20 protein-coding genes are annotated in these 18,588 nt (G+C 39.0%); 19 read left to right on the forward strand and 1 reads right to left on the reverse strand.

Annotated features, from left to right (window positions below; translation table 11 throughout):
- Positions 1–17 precede the first annotated feature (17 nt).
- The 18 genes from RCG25_RS12475 to RCG25_RS12560 all read left to right on the forward strand — a co-directional run bounded on the left by RCG25_RS12475 (position 18) and on the right by RCG25_RS12560 (position 15,236).
- A complete protein-coding gene (locus tag RCG25_RS12475; RefSeq protein ID WP_308083953.1) occupies positions 18–1,490 on the forward strand; it encodes an NCS1 family transporter in 1,473 nt (490 codons plus the stop codon).
- Positions 1,491–1,517: 27 nt separating this feature from the next.
- Positions 1,518–1,733, forward strand: a complete 216-nt coding sequence (locus RCG25_RS12480; protein ID WP_308083954.1) for a hypothetical protein — start codon at positions 1,518–1,520, stop codon at positions 1,731–1,733.
- Between the two features lie 86 nt (positions 1,734–1,819).
- Complete coding sequence (locus RCG25_RS12485) at positions 1,820–3,436, forward strand: PucR family transcriptional regulator (protein ID WP_308083955.1); 1,617 nt, start codon at positions 1,820–1,822, stop codon at positions 3,434–3,436.
- 343 nt (positions 3,437–3,779) lie between these two features.
- Positions 3,780–5,246: a CoA-acylating methylmalonate-semialdehyde dehydrogenase gene (locus tag RCG25_RS12490; protein WP_308083956.1), complete on the forward strand. Its 1,467-nt coding sequence runs from the start codon at positions 3,780–3,782 to the stop codon at positions 5,244–5,246.
- Positions 5,247–5,306: 60 nt separating this feature from the next.
- A complete protein-coding gene (locus tag RCG25_RS12495) occupies positions 5,307–6,662 on the forward strand; it encodes an aspartate aminotransferase family protein (RefSeq protein ID WP_308083957.1) in 1,356 nt (451 codons plus the stop codon).
- 510 nt (positions 6,663–7,172) lie between these two features.
- Positions 7,173–8,123, forward strand: a complete 951-nt coding sequence (locus RCG25_RS12500; protein ID WP_308083958.1) for a DNA-binding transcriptional repressor DeoR — start codon at positions 7,173–7,175, stop codon at positions 8,121–8,123.
- Positions 8,124–8,128: 5 nt separating this feature from the next.
- Positions 8,129–8,788: a phosphate propanoyltransferase gene (gene pduL, locus RCG25_RS12505; protein WP_308083959.1), complete on the forward strand. Its 660-nt coding sequence runs from the start codon at positions 8,129–8,131 to the stop codon at positions 8,786–8,788.
- Between the two features lie 5 nt (positions 8,789–8,793).
- The gene (locus RCG25_RS12510) at positions 8,794–9,522 is read left to right on the forward strand and encodes a hypothetical protein (RefSeq protein WP_308083960.1); all 729 of its coding nucleotides are present in this window, start codon (positions 8,794–8,796) and stop codon (positions 9,520–9,522) included.
- 13 nt (positions 9,523–9,535) lie between these two features.
- Complete coding sequence (locus RCG25_RS12515; RefSeq protein WP_308083961.1) at positions 9,536–9,835, forward strand: EutN/CcmL family microcompartment protein; 300 nt, start codon at positions 9,536–9,538, stop codon at positions 9,833–9,835.
- 2 nt (positions 9,836–9,837) lie between these two features.
- Positions 9,838–11,265 (forward strand): aldehyde dehydrogenase family protein, encoded by a 1,428-nt coding sequence (locus tag RCG25_RS12520; protein ID WP_308083962.1) that lies wholly within the window; start codon positions 9,838–9,840, stop codon positions 11,263–11,265.
- 116 nt (positions 11,266–11,381) lie between these two features.
- Complete coding sequence (locus tag RCG25_RS12525) at positions 11,382–11,660, forward strand: BMC domain-containing protein (protein WP_308084172.1); 279 nt, start codon at positions 11,382–11,384, stop codon at positions 11,658–11,660.
- 8 nt (positions 11,661–11,668) lie between these two features.
- The gene (gene tpiA, locus RCG25_RS12530; protein WP_308083963.1) at positions 11,669–12,511 is read left to right on the forward strand and encodes a triose-phosphate isomerase; all 843 of its coding nucleotides are present in this window, start codon (positions 11,669–11,671) and stop codon (positions 12,509–12,511) included.
- Positions 12,508–12,963, forward strand: a complete 456-nt coding sequence (gene rpiB, locus RCG25_RS12535) for a ribose 5-phosphate isomerase B (protein ID WP_308083964.1) — start codon at positions 12,508–12,510, stop codon at positions 12,961–12,963. Before tpiA ends, rpiB begins: the two co-directional genes overlap by 4 nt.
- Positions 12,964–13,201: 238 nt before the next feature.
- Positions 13,202–13,474, forward strand: a complete 273-nt coding sequence (locus tag RCG25_RS12540; RefSeq protein WP_308083965.1) for a EutN/CcmL family microcompartment protein — start codon at positions 13,202–13,204, stop codon at positions 13,472–13,474.
- Between the two features lie 15 nt (positions 13,475–13,489).
- A complete protein-coding gene (locus RCG25_RS12545; RefSeq protein WP_308083966.1) occupies positions 13,490–13,765 on the forward strand; it encodes a BMC domain-containing protein in 276 nt (91 codons plus the stop codon).
- Positions 13,765–14,028: a EutN/CcmL family microcompartment protein gene (locus RCG25_RS12550; protein ID WP_308083967.1), complete on the forward strand. Its 264-nt coding sequence runs from the start codon at positions 13,765–13,767 to the stop codon at positions 14,026–14,028. Before RCG25_RS12545 ends, RCG25_RS12550 begins: the two co-directional genes overlap by 1 nt.
- A 174-nt stretch (positions 14,029–14,202) precedes the next feature.
- Positions 14,203–14,850: a deoxyribose-phosphate aldolase gene (gene deoC, locus RCG25_RS12555; protein WP_308084173.1), complete on the forward strand. Its 648-nt coding sequence runs from the start codon at positions 14,203–14,205 to the stop codon at positions 14,848–14,850.
- 185 nt (positions 14,851–15,035) lie between these two features.
- Entirely contained in the window at positions 15,036–15,236 is a 201-nt protein-coding gene (locus RCG25_RS12560) for a helix-turn-helix domain-containing protein (RefSeq protein ID WP_308083968.1), read from the forward strand.
- 92 nt (positions 15,237–15,328) lie between these two features.
- Here the strand turns inward: RCG25_RS12560 and RCG25_RS12565 are convergent, their stop codons facing one another.
- Positions 15,329–16,042: a hypothetical protein gene (locus tag RCG25_RS12565; RefSeq protein WP_308083969.1), complete on the reverse strand. Its 714-nt coding sequence runs from the start codon at positions 16,040–16,042 to the stop codon at positions 15,329–15,331.
- 104 nt (positions 16,043–16,146) lie between these two features.
- On the opposite strand from RCG25_RS12565, the gene RCG25_RS12570 reads away from it, so the two are divergent.
- Positions 16,147–18,393 (forward strand): AAA domain-containing protein, encoded by a 2,247-nt coding sequence (locus tag RCG25_RS12570; RefSeq protein WP_308083970.1) that lies wholly within the window; start codon positions 16,147–16,149, stop codon positions 18,391–18,393.
- The last annotated feature ends 195 nt before the right edge of the window (positions 18,394–18,588 follow it).

Genomic DNA, 18,588 nt, shown 5'->3' on the forward strand with positions numbered 1-18,588 from the left:
AAACAAGGAGTGTTTACATGAAAAAAAGCCATTTAAAATCACCAGATTTATTACCAATTCATCAAAAAGACCGGACGATTACTAAATTAGGGTACTCGTTCATGTGGGTAGGAATGGTCGTTGTACTTGCAACGTTTGCAATAGGCGGCGCAGGAGTTATTAACCTATCATTGCCATGGGTTATTCTCGCAACTGTGATTGGCAGTCTTGCGATTGGTTTCTTCATTTCTTTAATTGCTGATATTGGAATCGAACATGGTATATCTTTTCCTGTATATATGAGAGCACCGTTTGGGACGATTGGCACTCATATCCCATCGATCACCCGTGGTGTAACAGCATCGATGTGGTTTGGTATAAATACCTATTTTGGTGCAACAGCGATGAATGGTATTTTAAATATTTTATTTGGCTTTGATAATTGGTTTGTTTGTTTCCTTATTTTTGCCGTCGTTCAATTAGTCAATACGGCCCTTGGAATAAAATCTATTGAACGGTTTGCCGATTTAGCGGCCCCTATTATTCTTATCATTTCATTATGGATGTATGTGACATTATCGGATCAGGCAGCAAGTGCAGGAAGAGATGTTTGGAGCTGGGTGGAATCACCAGTTACAGGTGGTGCAGCTTTTTCAGCCTTTTTAGTTGTTATTTTTAGTAACATGGGCTTTTGGGCTACATTAAGTGCGGATATTCCTTCAATTTCTCGTTTCATTAAAGCACCTATTAATGAAAAAAATTGGTTTAAGCGAAATAAAGGCTCATTAATTGGCAACCTTATAGCAATGCCATTAACTCAGACTTTTATGATTATCATTGGTGCCGTTTCTTATATTGCTGTTTTAAATTATGACCCCGTTGTAGCATTACAAAAAGCAGCAGGCGGATTTATTCTAGCTATTTTATTATTAATGATTGTATTAGCTCAATGGTCTACAAATACTGCAGCAAACGTGGTTCCAGCAGCAACAATTTTCTCAAATGTAGGTGGTCCTAAGTTTCCATTTTGGGCAGGAGTAATCACAGCTGGAGTTGTTGGAACAATCGTTCAGCCGTGGACACTATTTGGGGTTATTATTCCTATTTTACTCTTTGTAGGTGGGATTCTTTCAGCGATTGTCGGTATCCTGTTTGCTGATTATTACCTGCTACGTAAACGACGTGTAAATGTGCCAGAATTATACGAAGACAAAGGTCAGTATAAATACTTGGGCGGAGTGAATCTAGCTGGTTTTATTGCTTGGATAATTGGAGCTGTAGCATCTTATATTGTACCGAATTATGGTTTCTTAGTAGGTTTCCTTGTCGGTGCGGGAATCTATTATGTTCTAGCAAAATACTGGTGGTTCCAAAAGTATCGTCAAGCAGAAATTGAAGATCCAAGTGATGAAAAATATTTAGGTATTTCTGTTGGCCGTGATTGGGTAATCGAGGAAAATGCCTACGAACCTGTCATTGAAGAAATTCCTAATAATGTTGATTTATACTAAATTAGGCTTATTGGAGGGATGGATAGGATGTCAGAGCATCAACAATTTTTAGATGAACGAGATAAAATTGACTTTCTCATCCAAAAAGGATGCAGGATAAGCGGTGTGAGAGAGCATTTAAATGGCGCTTCGGTTGACTTCGTACATCCAAGTGGAAACGTAACTGAAACACTTCATATCGGTACAGCTAATGCAAGAAAATATTTTTCTAGTTTATTACTCAAACAGAACCAGGAAATCTAGGTATTCCGTTGAAAGAAAAGGATTGGTGGAAAGTGCCAATCCTTCTTTTTCTACTATTAACTTCTTATATTTAAGGAGATAAATCTATGAAAGAACATTTTCAGTTAACGGTTGCAGATGTTTTTAAGAGAAAGCATTTTGAACATGCCAGAGTTATTGCAGGTGAGGGAGGGATCCATCGAATTGTTAAATGGGTTCATGTCGTTGAAGTAACGAGTATCCGTAATCTGTTAAATGGGAACGAGCTAATTTTATCCACAGGTGTTGCTTGGAAGGATCATGTAGGTTTATTTGTCTCACTTGTCAAAGAATTAATCGAAAACAAGGCTGCTGGATTATGTATTGAAATAGGAACATATATTACGGAGATACCTGGCGAAGTAACTACATTAGCAGATGAACATCAATTCCCTATTATTGTTTTTCAACAGGAAGTTCCGTTCGTTGAAATCACGCAAGACCTTCATTCGACGATTATTAATCAGCAATATCAAAAGATATCTGATTTAGAGAATTATTCTCAAAGCTTAAATAAACGGTTATTAACGATTGAAACATATGAAGATATACTTCAATTTATATTTTCAGCACTAGATCTGCAAATCATTTTTCGATTGAAGGACAATGAGTATGAATTTGTGCCTGAAATCAATCGCAAAGAACAAATTGCAATTATTAACCAGTTAGAAAAATCAAAAACACAACCGTGTGAATGGATTGCATCCTCGCCCATTTTTTTATTCGGTCAAGAATACGCTGAGTTGTTTATCTATTCAGAGGATATTCCCGTTAGTGAATATGATTTGTTGATTCTAGACCGAACAGCAACCGCATTAGCTCAGCATTTATTAAGAGATTTGTATGTTGAGGAAAAAAAACGAGTGGAAGAATATGAATGGCTTCATGGATGGTTAGAAGGTGAGCATGCACTTGAGGACATACAAGAATATCTAATTGAAAATGGGATAAAAACAAAATCGAGTGATGCAGCAGTCTTAATTACCAAACTCATTTCCTTTAAGGACAAACTTAGTCAGGATGTTACCTATTTAAAATTATTATTTCGTTCTGTATTCGAACAGAATGGGTTTGCAGTTATCTTTGTGGAAAAACGAAATGAAATTACCTTTATCCTTCTAAATAATCGACCAAAGAAAAATCTTAAGGAACGAATTAAAAGGTCCATTGATTCCATTCAGGACTCAGAATTCATTAGAAAACAGAGTTCTGCAAAGCTTATTATTGCTGCTGGTAAATTTATTCAAGCATTCGATGACATACATAAGAGTTATCAAACGGCAAAAGAGACTCTTCGAATTCAGCAAAAAATGACAAATAAACAAATTTATCATTTTTATGAGGATCTACATTTATATCGTCTGATTTCGCAAATGAGTAAACATACTGATTTACAGGAGATTGCTTCTGAATACCTCCAACCGGTGATTCAGTATGATCAAAAATATAATGGGAAATTGCTTGAAACATTAAAAGCATACTTAGAATGTAATGGTTCCAAGCAAGAAACCTCCAATAAGCTTTTTATAGTTAGACAGACACTCTATCATCGTTTACAAAAGCTTGAGAATTTGTTAGGAGAGGACTTCATGGGACATGAAAAACGGGTAGCCATTGAATTCATGCTACTTGTTTACGATTACTTGGCCGCCTCACAGCCCAAGAAAATAAATCAAATACTTTAAAACTATGCTCTGATAAAGAACATTGTTTATTTTTATATCCTGATGATTGGAGCGGAAGGCACGAAGACTCCTGTGGGAGTACGGTTCAGGAGAGACCCCACAGGCGCAAGCGCCGAGGAGGCTCGCCGAAACGCCCACGGAAAGCGAAGTGCCTGGAGCGGAAATCAACAGGCAAATTTAACAGAGCCTAAAACTAATAAACATGTTCATTTTGTCGAAGAAATACTTCATTAGGTTTTACGGAATGTCTAATGAAAGCGGGAAGTAGTTTCGAGATAATAAGAGTATAAGTTATTAATTAAACGAATTTTGAAATTATTTTGAAGTATGAGGAGGATAAAACATGAGCGTAACAAAAAACGAAACAGTAGTACTTAAAAATTTTATTAACGGTAAATGGGTAAGTTCGAACAGTGTGCAAACACTAGATGTTCCTAATCCAGCCACGAATGAAGTAATCACAAAGGTGCCGGTTTCTTCAAAAGAAGATGTGAATCTTGCTGTTAGCGCAGCTAAGGAAGCATTTAAAAAGTGGAAAAACGTACCGGTTCCAAAGCGTGCAAGGATTCTATTTAAATATCACTATTTATTAACAGAAAATCATGAGGAATTGGCTAGATTGATTGTTCAAGAGAATGGAAAGGCTTACAAAGAGGCTTATGGTGAAGTTCAACGAGGTATCGAGTGTGTTGAATTTGCCTCAGGAGCACCTACTTTAATGATGGGTGAAACCTTATCTGGTATTGCTGAGGATATCGATTCAGAAATGTTCCGCTACCCTTTAGGTGTTGTTGGCGGAATTACTCCATTCAACTTCCCAATGATGGTACCTCTATGGATGTTCCCACTTGCCGTTGCATGTGGAAACACCTTTGTATTAAAGCCATCTGAACGGACACCCATTTTAGCTAATCGATTAGCCGAGCTCTTTACTGAAGCAGGAGCACCAAATGGGGTTTTAAATGTAGTGCATGGTGCACACGATGTGGTTAACGGCTTACTAGAACATAAGGATATTGCAGCAATCTCCTTTGTAGGTTCACAACCGGTCGCAAAGTATGTATATGGGCGTGCTGCAGCAGAAGGAAAACGAGTTCAAGCACTCTCCGGAGCAAAGAACCACCACATTGTTATGCCAGATGCCGATATGGATAAGGCGGTACAACATATCATCAGTTCTACATTTGGCAGTGCAGGTCAACGATGTATGGCATGTAGTGCCGTTGTCGTGGTGGGAGACAATGAGCCATTTGTAGCAGCTTTAAAGAAAAAAGCGGATGAATTAATTATCGGAAATGGTATGGACGATGAGGTATTATTAACTCCTATCATTCGTAAAGAACATCGTGATAAAGTACTCACTTACATTGAAAAGGGAATTTCTGAAGGTGCTGATTTAATCAGGGATGGACGAAGAGAGATGGATGAACTACCAGAAGGGAACTTCTTAGGACCTACCATCTTTGATCGTGTTACCCCTGATATGACAATTGCAAAGGACGAAATCTTTGCTCCTGTCTTAAGCTTACTAAGAGCAAAGGACTTAGACGAGGGATTGGAATACATTCGAAAATCTAGGTATGGAAATGGTGCAACCATCTATACAAATAATGCAAAAGCGGTTCGACAGTTCCGTGAAGAAGCAGACGCAGGGATGCTTGGTATCAACGTTGGGGTCCCAGCAACAATGGCCTTTTTCCCATTCTCAGGCTGGAAGGATTCATTCTATGGTGACCTTCACGTCAACGGAAAAGACGGGTTAAACTTCTATACACGTAAAAAAATGATTACTTCAAGGTTTGACGCATAAACATCGTAGCTATAATACTTTTGGTGTCAGGCACCATCTAAAGAATTGGGGGTATACGGGATGGTTCAAACAAGTCGACCGAATGAAACGTTATTGGAACAAGATGATAAGTATGTTTGGCATTCGATGAAGCCATATAATCCGAAGGCAACCATTGTTGCATCAAAAGCAGAAGGTTCATGGGTAACCGATGCAGATGGTAAACGATATTTAGATGCGATGGCTGGACTGTGGTGTGTGAACGTCGGCTATGGCAGGACTGAGCTGGCTGAAGCAGCATATGAACAATTAAAAGAAATGGCCTATTTTCCACTTTCACAAAGCCATGTTCCAGCTATAAAATTAGCTGAAAAACTAAATGAATTACTTGGCGAAGAGTACGTCATTTTTTTCTCAAATAGCGGGTCGGAGGCAAACGAAACTGCCTTTAAAATCGTACGCCAATATCACCAGCAAAAGGGTGAACATAATCGCTATAAAATCGTTTCTCGTTACCGAGCATATCACGGAAACTCAATGGGGGCTCTAGCCGCAACAGGGCAGGCTCAAAGGAAATACAAATATGAACCACTTGCACCAGGGTTCATCCACGTCTCACCACCGGATTCCTACCGAGACGATACAAATGTGACAGATGCACGGGAACTTTCTTCCGTAAAAGAAATTGACCGGACAATGACATGGGAATTAAGTGAGACGATTGCTGCTATGATTATGGAACCAATTATTACCGGTGGAGGAGTTCTTGTTCCACCAGACGGGTATATGAAGGCAGCAAAAGAGGTTTGTGAAAAACACGGTGCCCTGCTGATTGTGGATGAGGTTATATGCGGCTTTGGCCGGACCGGTAAACCATTTGGTTTTATGAACTACGGTGTAAAGCCAGATATTATTACCATGGCCAAAGGGATTACAAGCGCCTATTTACCACTTTCAGCAACTGCCGTTCGTAAAGAGATTTACGAAGCCTTTAAAGGGACGGAAGAATATGATTACTTCCGTCATGTGAATACCTTCGGTGGAAATCCAGCAGCTTGTGCACTTGCTTTGAAAAATCTTGAAATTATGGAAAAGGAAGAACTGTTTGATCGTTCAAGAGACCTAGGGGAACAGTTATTAAATGATTTAACTAATCTTCTCCAGGATCATCCCTATGTAGGGAATGTGCGCGGAAAAGGATTGTTAATTGGGATTGAACTAGTTAAAGATAAAAATACAAAGGATCCTTTGGACGCTGAACTGGTCAATCAAGTTATTGCACATTGTAAGCAGGCGGGGATTATAATCGGTAAGAATGGAGCAACGGTAGCTGGTTTTAACAATGTTTTAACCCTGGCTCCACCATTGAATATTGAGCACAAGGATTTACAATTTATCACTAAAACACTAACAGAGGCACTTGGAAAGCTTGAATAGATGATATATGAGAACATTTGTCACCTTACATTTTGTAATTGACAAATGTTCTTTTTTTCATGAAGGCTGTGTTAAAGAACAGTGTTGATTTTTACACCCTGTTGATTGTAGCGGAAGGCACGAAGACTCCTGTGGGAGTATGGTTCAGGGGAGACCCCGCAGGCGCTAGCGCCGAGGAGGCTCGCCGAAACACCCACGAACCGCTCGTGCCTGGAGCGGAAATCAACAGGCAAGTTTAACAGAGCCTTCATGAAAGAAAATGTTCACGAAATGGGCAACACAGGTAAAATCTAGTCAATTCTATAATCAAGAGAAAAAAATGTCGAAATACTTCGAAAGAGTGATTGACAGAAATGGAGCATCGGTTATAATTGAATTAGCAAATGTTCATCCAAGATTTACATAATTTCATTTATCTTTATTTTTTTATCAAAGATGTAACCGTTTACTTGTTTGAAAAGAAAGGGAGTTTCAAATTTTCATATTATTTAAGATTAGGTGAATGTACTTATGGCGGATGAAAAAATTTCGCGCCTCGTTGAAGTAGCTAAATTGTATTACCAATTAGACTATAGTCAACAGGACATCGCGAAAAAGTTAGGTATTTCCCGCCCCACCGTCTCAAGGCTTTTGATGCAAGCCGTCCAGGAAGGCGTTGTTCATATTAAAATATGTGATCCGGCTGAGGATGTTCAGGAACTCGCAGCACAGGTTAAGGAGCTTTTTCAATTAAAACATTGTATTGTTGCTCCAATCCCTGAGTACGAAGATGAACTGATAAAAGATAAGCTAGGAGAAGTTTCCGCGGGTTACTTAAATGACATTGTCCAAAGCGGCGATACCATTGGAATTACTTGGGGAACAACCCTTTTTCAACTAGTGAAAAATTTGCAGCCTAAGAACGTAAAGGATGTCACTGTTGTCCAGCTTAATGGTGGGGTGAGTTACTCAGAGTCAAACACTTATGCTTCAGAAATTATCAATGGATTAGCCAATGCATTTCATACGACACCTCATTTTTTACCTGTTCCTGCTGTTGTTGACCACATTGTTGTCAAGCAAGCAATCATTGCGGACAGGCATGTCAACAAAATATTAGAACTAGGGAAACAGGCAAATATTGCTATTTTTACAGTGGGTGAGCCGGGGGAAAACTCTACTTTGATGCATGCAGGCTATTTTTTAGACAATGATGTAGAAATTCTCAGATCGAATAATACGGTTGGGGATATATGCTCTAGATTTATTGATATTGAAGGGCGAATAAGCCATGAAGCTTTAAATGATCGAACAATCGGTATTGAACTCTCCCATTTAGCGGAAAAAGAGTTTGGCATTCTTATTGCAGGAGGAAATTCAAAAATTGATGGGATCTTTGGTGCCTTAAAGGGCAAGCATGCAAATGTTCTCATAACCGACCAATATACTGCCAAGGCTTTACTCGAAATGGGAGGTGATTAGTATTAATGGATAAAGAAAAAATTAGAGTACTAGTTGAAGAGATTGTCAAAGCCACTTTAAAACAACCAAAGCAAATACCTATAGCAGCTTCGAACCGGCATATTCACTTATCGCCCGAACATGTGGACAGATTATTTGGAAAAGGTCATCAATTAAACAAGCTGAAGGATTTGTCACAACCCAATCAATTTGCAGCAAAGGAAACAGTCACATTGATTGGTCCTAAGGGTAAGATCCAAAATGTCCGGGTTCTTGGTCCTGCTCGGGGAAGTACACAAGTGGAAGTATCCTTATTTGACGGCTTTACATTAGGTGTAAAACCTCCTATTCGTAACTCCGGCGATATTAAAGGATCAGGGGCTATTACTATCCAAGGACCACGAGGACAAGTCACGATTAATGAGGGTTTGATTTGTGCAGCTCGCCATATTCATATGCATACAAGTGATGGTGAAAGTTTTGGTGTTTCTGACGGAGATCGTGTTCAAGTAAGAGTCGAGGGTGAACGCGGAGTTATTTTTTCAAATGTACTTATTCGTGTTTCACCAAAATATAAACTTGAAATGCATATCGATATTGATGAAGCAAATGCAGCAAACATCAAAAATGGACAGCTTGGTGAAATTGTAGCCATTGAAAGTCGAGTGCAAGTGAGCGGGGGTTGATGCTGGTGGATATCCAATCACAGATTAAAATATTAGTCCAGCAAGTGGTCGAAGCTTACTTAAAAGATAAAATACTAGAGAACGAGAAAAAGCCGATTGCTATTCTATTAGGTTATCAATCTCCAAATCCTTCTCATGTTTTGGAAGCGATTACCCCGCTCCTTAATACTTACGAAGTAAAATTGATTGTATCAAAAGAGTGGGCTAACTCATATTCAACTATTAGCGAACGACCATTTGTTTTATTAGAAGAGATTAATCAGCAAGAATTGACTGCGATTATTGAAGAATCATCCGTACTTGTTATTCCTGCTGCTTCTTATCAATTGTTATCGAAGCTGGCATTAACAATGGATGATGAAAAGGCAGTTTGGGTTGCTATTCAATATCAATTACTTGGAAAGCCGGTTGTTATCGCAAACAATGGAGTAGAACCGAATGTTTATCAACAAATTCATGCTCCACATACTGTTCAGGAGCGCATACAGTCTTACATAAGACAAATTCAGACAGACCAGGTGAAATGGGTACCGTTAAATAAGCTTACTCAAACGGTGGAACATCAATTTACTGCTTACGAAGAAAAGCAGTCTCTTATTCTAGCGAAGCATGTGGAAAAGGCCTTTCACACAGGATTAAAGGAACTGGTTGTTCCGTTAAAGAGTAAGATTACTCCTTCAGCAAAGGATGTAGCGAAAGAATTAAAAATTGTGATTACGAAATCAGACGCTTGAAAGGAGGGACTCAATGATTATTTGTAAGGTAATTGGTTCCATTGTATCCACCACTAAAGCAGAGAAGTTGACTGGGAAGAAACTTCTTATTGTACAGCCATTAGATATGAAGAGTATCGAGGAAGACGGAAAACCACTCGTTGCTATTGATACTGTAGGATCTGGCGTCGGAGAAGTTGTATTACTAGTCAGTGGAAGCTCAGCAAGACAAACAGAAATTACAAACGGTGTCCCCGTTGATGCGGCAATTGTAGGGATTGTCGATCAAATTGAAATACAAGGGTCATTAACCTTTAATAAAGGAGGTAATTAATTTTGCAGATAAATGAAACCGATATCAAAAAAATGGTTGAACAAGTGCTTCAGCAATTAGGTCAAAATCAAACAACTGATGCAACTGCTTCCCAACAAAATGATATTAGCTTAGGCGATGGAGTGTTTGCTACTGTTGACGAAGCTGCAGATGCAGCAAGAGTTGCATGGGAAAAGCTTCGTAAACTTCCATTGTCAACAAGAAGACAAATGATTGAAAACATGAGAGAAACAAGCCGCAAGCATGTTAATGAATTGGCACAGCTTGCAGTAGAAGAAACAAAACTTGGTAGAGTCGGAGATAAAGTTGCCAAAATTCTTTTAGCAACAAATAAGACACCTGGTGTGGAAGATTTAGTTAGCACCACTTATTCTGGTGATGATGGTTTAACACTTGTTGAATATGCACCAATTGGAGTATTTGGTTCCATTACACCTTCTACGAACCCGGCAGCAACCGTCATTAACAATTCGATCTCATTGATTGCAGCAGGTAATACGGTTGTTTACAATCCACATCCAAGTGCAAAACAAGTTTCAATTAGAACACTTAAACTTTTAAACCAAGCGATTGTAGCAGCGGGTGGTCCTGAAAATACTCTAACATCTGTGGCAGCACCTAATTTAGAGACGTCAGCACAGGTTATGAACCATCCAAAGGTTAATGCACTTGTGGTTACAGGGGGAGGACCTGTTGTAAAGGCAGCGATGTCTGTTGGTAAAAAAGTAATTGCAGCAGGACCAGGTAATCCTCCTGTTGTTGTAGATGAAACAGCGATTATTTCAAAAGCAGCAGCAGATATTGTTAAGGGTGCAAGCTTTGATAACAATGTTCTATGTACTGCTGAAAAAGAAGTATTTGTTGTTGACAAGGTGGCTAATGCACTAAAGGCAGAAATGGTAAAGAATGGGGCTATTGAACTTAAAGGCTTCCAATTCGAAAAACTACTTGAAACAGTCCTTGTGAAGAAAAACGATAAGTTTTATCCAAACAGAGACTACATTGGAAAAGATGCCTCTGTTATTTTACAAGCTGCAGGCATTCAAGCAGGTCCAAACGTGAAGCTCATTATTGCTGAAACGTCAAAGGATCACCCATTAGTGATGACAGAAATGTTAATGCCAGTTTTACCGATTGTCAGAGTTCCTGATGTCGATAAAGCGATTGAGTTAGCCGTTATTGCTGAAAAGGGTAACCGTCATACAGCGATTATGCACTCACAAAATATAACCAACTTAACAAAAATGGCACAAGAAATTCAAGCGACGATTTTTGTTAAAAATGGTCCATCTGTTGCTGGACTTGGCTTTGAAAGTGAAGGATTCACCACACTAACCATTGCAGGCCCAACAGGTGAAGGATTAACCAGTGCTAAAACATTTACGCGCCAGCGCCGCTGTGTTTTAGTTGATGGATTTAGAATCATATAGTGGGGTGTTTGTAATTGACTAAAGCAAAAGAAGAAAAAACCGTCACTTCACAAGAAGAAAAAGTAAAAAAACAAGAAAAACCAAAATTAGAGGTTATAACTAAAGGAGGAAATACAATGAGTCAAGAAGCATTAGGAATGATTGAAACAAAAGGTTTAGTAGGTGCCATTGAGGCAGCAGATGCTATGGTTAAAGCTGCAAACGTAACGTTAGTTGGAAGAGAATTAGTTGGTGCTGGTCTTGTTACTGTAATGGTTCGCGGTGATGTAGGTGCCGTTAAGGCTGCAACAGAAGCTGGTGCAGAAGCAGCTCAGCGTGTGGGCTCATTACTATCTGTACATGTCATTCCACGTCCAAACGGAGATGTAGAAGGTATCCTACCAAAGACTGAATAAGGGGCAACATGATGGAACAATCCATTGAAAGCTATATCAAAAATTTGGTAAGAGATGTCATTGGTCAGTCTCTAGGTGAACTTCAGCTTCAAAACGATCGGCAAACCTATGTCATTGCCAATTGGAAAATGAATAAAAATCTAGCTGAGACTGCGGAATTCTTCCAAAAAATAAATAGTAGTAATGAAGTTTCAGTAGTTGTTTGTCCTCCGACACAGCTCCTGTATCCAGCCCATCTGTTTATCAACCAATCAAAGAAGTCCATTGGGTTGGGTGGGCAAAACGTACATTGGGCAGATAAAGGTGCCTATACAGGGGAAACATCCATCAGTATGTTAAAGGATGTGGGCTGTGATTATTGTATCATCGGGCACTCCGAAAGAAGACAATATGCAGGTGAAGATAATCAACTAATTAATCTAAAGGTTAAGCAGGCGATTCAGGCTGGTATTACCCCCATTATCTGTATTGGCGAAACACTAGAAGAAAAAAATTCAATGCAAACAGAACAAGTTTTATCAACCCAGCTATTCGGTGCATTGAAAGAAATTGCTTCAAGCAATTTTATTCTAGCGTATGAACCGGTTTGGGCAATTGGAACAGGTCAATCAGCTACAGCTGAACTTGCCCAGCAAACCCATGCTTACATTCGATCAATTTTAACAAATATGATGGGACAAAAAGCAGAAAGCATCTCGATTCTTTACGGTGGATCTGCAAATGAAAGCAATGCAGCCGAGTACAGTGCAATGCCAGATATCGATGGCGTACTTGTAGGAGGAGCTAGCTTACAAGCACATTCATTTGATGCAATTATCAATGTATTTGCCAAAGGAGAACAAAATCAATGAAAAAAGTGGCAATCGGTTGCGACCATGGTGGATACGAACTTAAAGAAAAGTTAAAAGCCTATTTAACGGAATTAGGCTATGAATATTTAGATTATGGATGTAAAGCCAATGAATCAGTAGATTATCCGGACATCGCTTTCCTTGTAGGTGAAACAGTCGCTACAAATGAAGAGTATGTAGGGATTATGATAGATGGAGTCGGCGTTGGTAGCGGAATGGTATTAAATAAAATACCAGGTGTACGCGGTGCGGTTTGCTGGGATTTATCATCGGTAATAAACAGCCGTGAACATAATAATGCAAATGTGCTTTCCATCGGCGGTCAATTTATTGGTGAAGGTCTTGCCAAGCAATTAGTAAAAACATGGTTGGAAACAGATTTTGCTGGCGGACGTCACGACCGTCGAGTAACGAAAATCATGGAAATAGAAAGCCGTTTCTTAGGGCGTTAAGTTTTCGAAATGGCTTTGTTAAAGAACATTTTTGGTTTTTATACCCTGTTGATTGGAGCGGAAGGCGCGAAGACTCCTGTGGGAGTATGGTTCAGGGGAGACCCCGCAGGCGCTTTTCGCCGAGGAGGCTCGCCGAAACACCCACGGAAAGCGAAGCGCCTGGAGCGTAAATCAACAGACATGTTTAATAAAGCCTTCGAAATAGACTTTTAAGGAATTCTAGAAAGCAGGTTTTAAAATGTTTGTAGCCAAAGTGATTGGAAATATGGTCTGTACACATAAAAATGAAAATTTAAAAGGGTTAAAGCTTCTGATTGTTCAACCAGTAGATGATCAATTGAATGATAAAGGCAAACCACTTGTGGCTATAGATACGATTGGACAATCAGGAGAAGGAGATCTCGTTTACTTAGCAAAAAGCAGAGAATCTTCCTTACCGCTAAACAAAGACTTGGTCCCGTCAGACGCGGGGATATTAGGAATTATTGACTACTATAATGTGACTAAATGAATGGAGGAAATATAAATGAGTAACGCATTAGGAATGATCGAAACTAAGGGTTTAGTAGGAGCTATTGAAGCAGCAGACGCAATGACAAAAGCAGCAAACGTGACATTACTTGGAAAAGTAAATGTGGGCGGAGGTTTAGTATGTGTAATGGTTCGTGGTGATGTTGGTGCAGTAAAAGCAGCAACTGAAGCAGGTGCGGATGCAGCTGGACGTGTTGGAGAATTCTTATCAGTTCATGTAATCCCAAGACCACACTCAGATATCGAGAAAATTCTTCCTGTAGCAAAATAATGAAACTAGCAAAAGTAGTAGGGAATGTCGTTTCAACGATTAAAACACCCAGTCATCAAAATAAAAAGCTCATGGTTGTCATTCCTGTTGACGCATCAGGTAAAGAATGCGGTGATGCAATGATTGCGTTTGACCGCTTTCATGCAGGGGTGGGCGATTATGTGCTGATACTAGAAGAGGGTGGATCGGCAAGAGATATTTTAGAAGACCCAAAAGGTTCTTTTGATGCGGTCATTGCCGGTATTGTTGATCGATTACATTAATGTGAGGTGAGCACGATGCAAATTGAAGCATTGGTTGAACAAATAACAAATCAAATTATGCAGCAATTAACGAATAAAGAAGAGTTAAAAGAAGTAAAACCTGTTTCTTCTGGAAACGTAACATATAAAGAAGGTTCTTCTTCTAACATCATTACAGGTCCTTCTGTAGCTAGAATGATTGACCACACACTATTAAAGCCTGAAGCATCTAAAGAGCAAGTTGTGAAGCTTTGTGAAGAAGCGAAAGAACATAAATTTGCCACAGTATGTGTAAATCCATACTGGGTTTCCACTGCTGCAAAAGAACTTAAAGGCTCTAGTGTAGGTATTACAACAGTAGTTGGCTTTCCATTAGGTGCAACAAGCACATTTGTCAAAATCGCTGAAACTCGTGATGCGATTGCTAACGGAGCAACAGAGATTGATATGGTCATCAACATTGGTGCACTTAAATCAGGTGATTTCGAAACAGTGAAAAAAGACATCGAAGGTGTTGTGTTAGCTGCGAAAGGTCATGCTCCTGTAAAAGTAATCATTGAAACAGGGCTTCTTGAAATTGAAGAAAAGAAAAAGGCTTGTATTTTAGCAAAAATGGCTGGCGCGGATTTCGTTAAAACCTCAACTGGTTTTGGCCCTGGTTGTGCTACAGCGGAAGACATTAAGTTAATGCGTGAAGCTGTAGGTCCAGACTTGGGAGTAAAAGCATCTGCTTGTGTTAGAGATTTAGATACAGCTAGAAAATTAATTCAAGCTGGTGCAACGAGAATTGGTGCTAGCTCAAGTATTGCCATCATTACTGGCGGTCAGGGAACTGGATATTAATTAATTAACGAGTAATGAAAGTTGTCATGTTCAAAGAATAGTCGAGAGGCTGATCTTCGTTAAATTTGGGTCTGTCTCTCAACTTTCTATTCCTCTTAATCTAAAAAGTATTGAAAATTTTTAGATTGTTTACTATAATTATATTAACAAAATGTAATCGCTTACATACACGAGGAGTGTTTATAATGAACAATATTGGACATCAACTAAAGAAAATAAGAGTAAATCGCGAAATTGAAATAGAAAGACTTGCCTCTTTATCTGGTTTAGATGCCGATCTGATTACGGCAATAGAGGATGGCGAGCTTGATGTACAAATATCAACCTTAGCGAAAATTTCAGAAGCATTAAACTGCTCGTTCTCCATTGGAGATGTTTCAATCTAATCCACTTAAAATCGCCCTTAAGGCGATTTTTTTATGTAAAAAACAGATTGACTCATAGGGAATGGATCTCTAAGAGTCAATTTGTTTATCGACTATCTAAATCTTTTCTTTCTTGGTCTAAAGCGATAATTATCATCACTTTCAAACACATTGATAGTACCATCTAGATTTTCATTATTTCTATATCCCATAGCAGAATCTAAATCTCTATCTTCTTCCTCAACTAAATTTGCATCATCGCTTTCATTTTCAATTTCAACTTCAACATTCTTATTGTCAACTTCTTCTTGTTTTTGGTCTTCAACTATAATATTATCAATTTTATCATCTACAGGTACGTTCGCTTTGCTAACCTCTTTATTAGCCAAAAGCTCTTCATCAATGTTAGAAAAATGGTCACCTACTTCCTCAATAACCTCTTCGTTTTCAACAGAGGTTCCAAGTTTTTCTTTTTGAATTTTGTCAAGTGCGTCCTTTCTCCTGACTGCTATACCAATTATCTCATCAATCAGAGCTGCGAATTGCTCAAAGTCGACATTATTTTCACCACTATTTTGTATTACACTAAGAAAATCATCATAAAAAATTAGAAATTCTTTTTCGTACTGTTCTCGATCCATCTCTCTAAAACTTTTTCCATTAGTCCGAATAAAACCAAGGATTAACTTTGAAATGACTGAAGATGTTGCTTGTAGTTTTACCTGATCAACTTCAGAATCACTGTTTAAATAGTAATTTATATCTCGAAGTGTTTGATAATAGCTCTTAAAATTCCGAGTGATTTCTAAGTAAATTAATTTACTCATTTGGACATTCCTCCTTTTTTTTACAACCGCCAAAATTCTCCTTTTGTTTTAGGGCTATAAATAGACTATTCTTATTAAGAGCTAAATGTTAAAGGAAGAGAAAAATGACAAATACAATATCATACATAAGAGAATGGCAGCAGGCACTGCAAAATGAAATAATTTATTTGAAAAAATACGGTAGTAATAAATTTCTTGTCACAAATGGGAGACTGCTGTCCACAGAAGCTTCCTATACGTATTACTTTGATACATCAGGACCTTTACAAATTCCTGTGGGTTCTACCATTAGGATTGAATGGGGAGACATGAAACAAAATGGACGTGTGCTTTCTTCTGAGGGAAGAGGGGTGATGATTGACTTAGAGAAGTCATTTGGCGATTTAATCCCGGAAGCCTATCTATTTCATGACCCGTGGGAGCTGCTTGAACAGCTCATCGAGCGGCTTGATGATATCAAAAAAAATAAACAAAAGCGTCTGCGTGTCAAAAAATTGATGGATCCATCTATGCCCGCGAAACATCCGGTCGAAAAGATAAAAAGCAATGTACACGAGTTAGTACTAAGATCAAAATATAATCCTATAACCTTTGTTTGGGGTCCCCCGGGAACGGGAAAAACCTTTACCCTAGCACGTGTGGCGGCTAATAAATACTTTCAGGATAAACGGGTGCTAGTTTTATCTCATAGTAACCAAGCAGTTGACGTGCTAATTAGTGAAGTTACCTCCTTTTTAAAAAAGAAAAGTCGCTTTCGTGAAGGGGAGGTACTCCGATATGGGGTAAATACAGGTGGACTTCTTTCCAACCATGAAGCCATCACTACGAGTCAACTTCTTCAGCTACACAGTCCTATGCTTGCCGAAGAGAAGGAAATGCTGACAGAGGAAAGAAGGCAGCTAAAGCAGGACTTGGCCCGTTCCTTTAGTAAGCGAGATACAAATCACCTTTTAGAGTTAGAGACAAAAATGGCACGAGTGCTCGAAAAAATCCGACAAAAAGAAATTGAATTCATAAAAGACGCATATGTAGTTGGGGCAACCCTTGCAAAAGCTGCAGCTGATTCCGCTATTTTTGAGAAAGAGTTTGACGTGGTCATCCTAGATGAAGCCAGTATGGCCTATGTACCTCAGGCTGCCTTTGCTGCTTCACTCGGGAAACGTGTGATTATTTGCGGTGATTTTAAGCAATTGCCCCCGATTGCTTCTTCACGGGATCACTTAGTAAGCACGTGGCTAAAGGAGGACATTTTTCATCGATCTGGTGTTGTTGAATGGGTGAATAATGGCAGGCTCCACCCCCATCTTTTTTTATTAAAAGAGCAAAGGAGAATGCATCCAGATATATCAGCCTTCACTAACAAGTATATATATCATTCACTAGTTGGTGACCATGAGAGTGTCCGCTCCAGCAGGAATAGTATTGTTGAAAAAGCCCCTTTTCAAGGCAGAGCCTCTGTTCTTATTGATACAAGTTATACTGGTGGGCATTGTATACAAGAGCGAACCTCTCATTCTCGAATGAATCCATGGCAAGTATTATTGTCGTTTCAATTAATTCATGAATCCTACCAGGCTGGTTTAAAGTCGATTGGTTATGTTACTCCATACCGTGCTCAAGCTCAGCTGATGAATCTGCTATTAGAAGATATTTATGAACAAGAACAAGTTTCAGCCGATATTACTGCAGCAACTGTCCATCGCTTTCAAGGCAGTGAACGTGATGTGATGATTTTTGACACCGTCGATAGCGAGCCTCAAACCCGTGCAGGCATGCTTCTTACTGGCAAAGATAGTGAACGATTAATCAATGTAGCAATCACAAGAACGAAGGGTAAGTTTATTCATGTTAGTAATCGGTCATTTATTCGTAATCATGTGTATTCTGGGAAAACACTGAGACAGTTGGTGGAACACCAAGAACTTCGCCAACAATTGGTTGGCACAGTGGATATCGGTAAGTGGCTTCGGAATCAGCACCCACGATTGCAATGGATGCACGGACGTAAGCTTGATAGGATATTTAAAGATATCGAAATGGCTAGGTCGTCAATTGTGATTTCTTTACCATCCCAAACGGCTCTAACGGAAGAATGGAGGAAGCGGTTAAGAAATCGAGCACAACAGGTAAACTTAACGATAATTTCGGATGATGAATGGCCGGAGCTTTTGGTAAATGAAAGAGTAGACGAGGCTTTGTCGTTTCCATTTATCGTCATCGATCAACGGTTTCTTTGGTTGGGGTTGCCTTTAGAAGGGCTGAAAGGTGTTAGACCGCCATACATTGCGGTAAGACTTGATTCCGAAAAGGTATCTGAATATCTTTTAGGGCAGTTTATGAAAAGAGAGTAGAAATTGCGGCGTTTTTAGCTTCAGTTTCTACTCTTATATACAAATTTTCTGTATTTGAGGTAATCCAGCCAGAAAAATTCTTACTTCCGATTAAAATGTTAAATTTATTATCGAATTTAGAGAGTTTATTCGCGAATTATTGCTTTTTATTCGTGAATTCTTATTAGGTATTCGCGAATATGATAAGTTTATTCG

Origin of the sequence: Neobacillus sp. PS2-9 (assembly GCF_030915525.1) — a bacterium.
GTDB lineage: Bacteria > Bacillota > Bacilli > Bacillales > Cytobacillaceae > Neobacillus.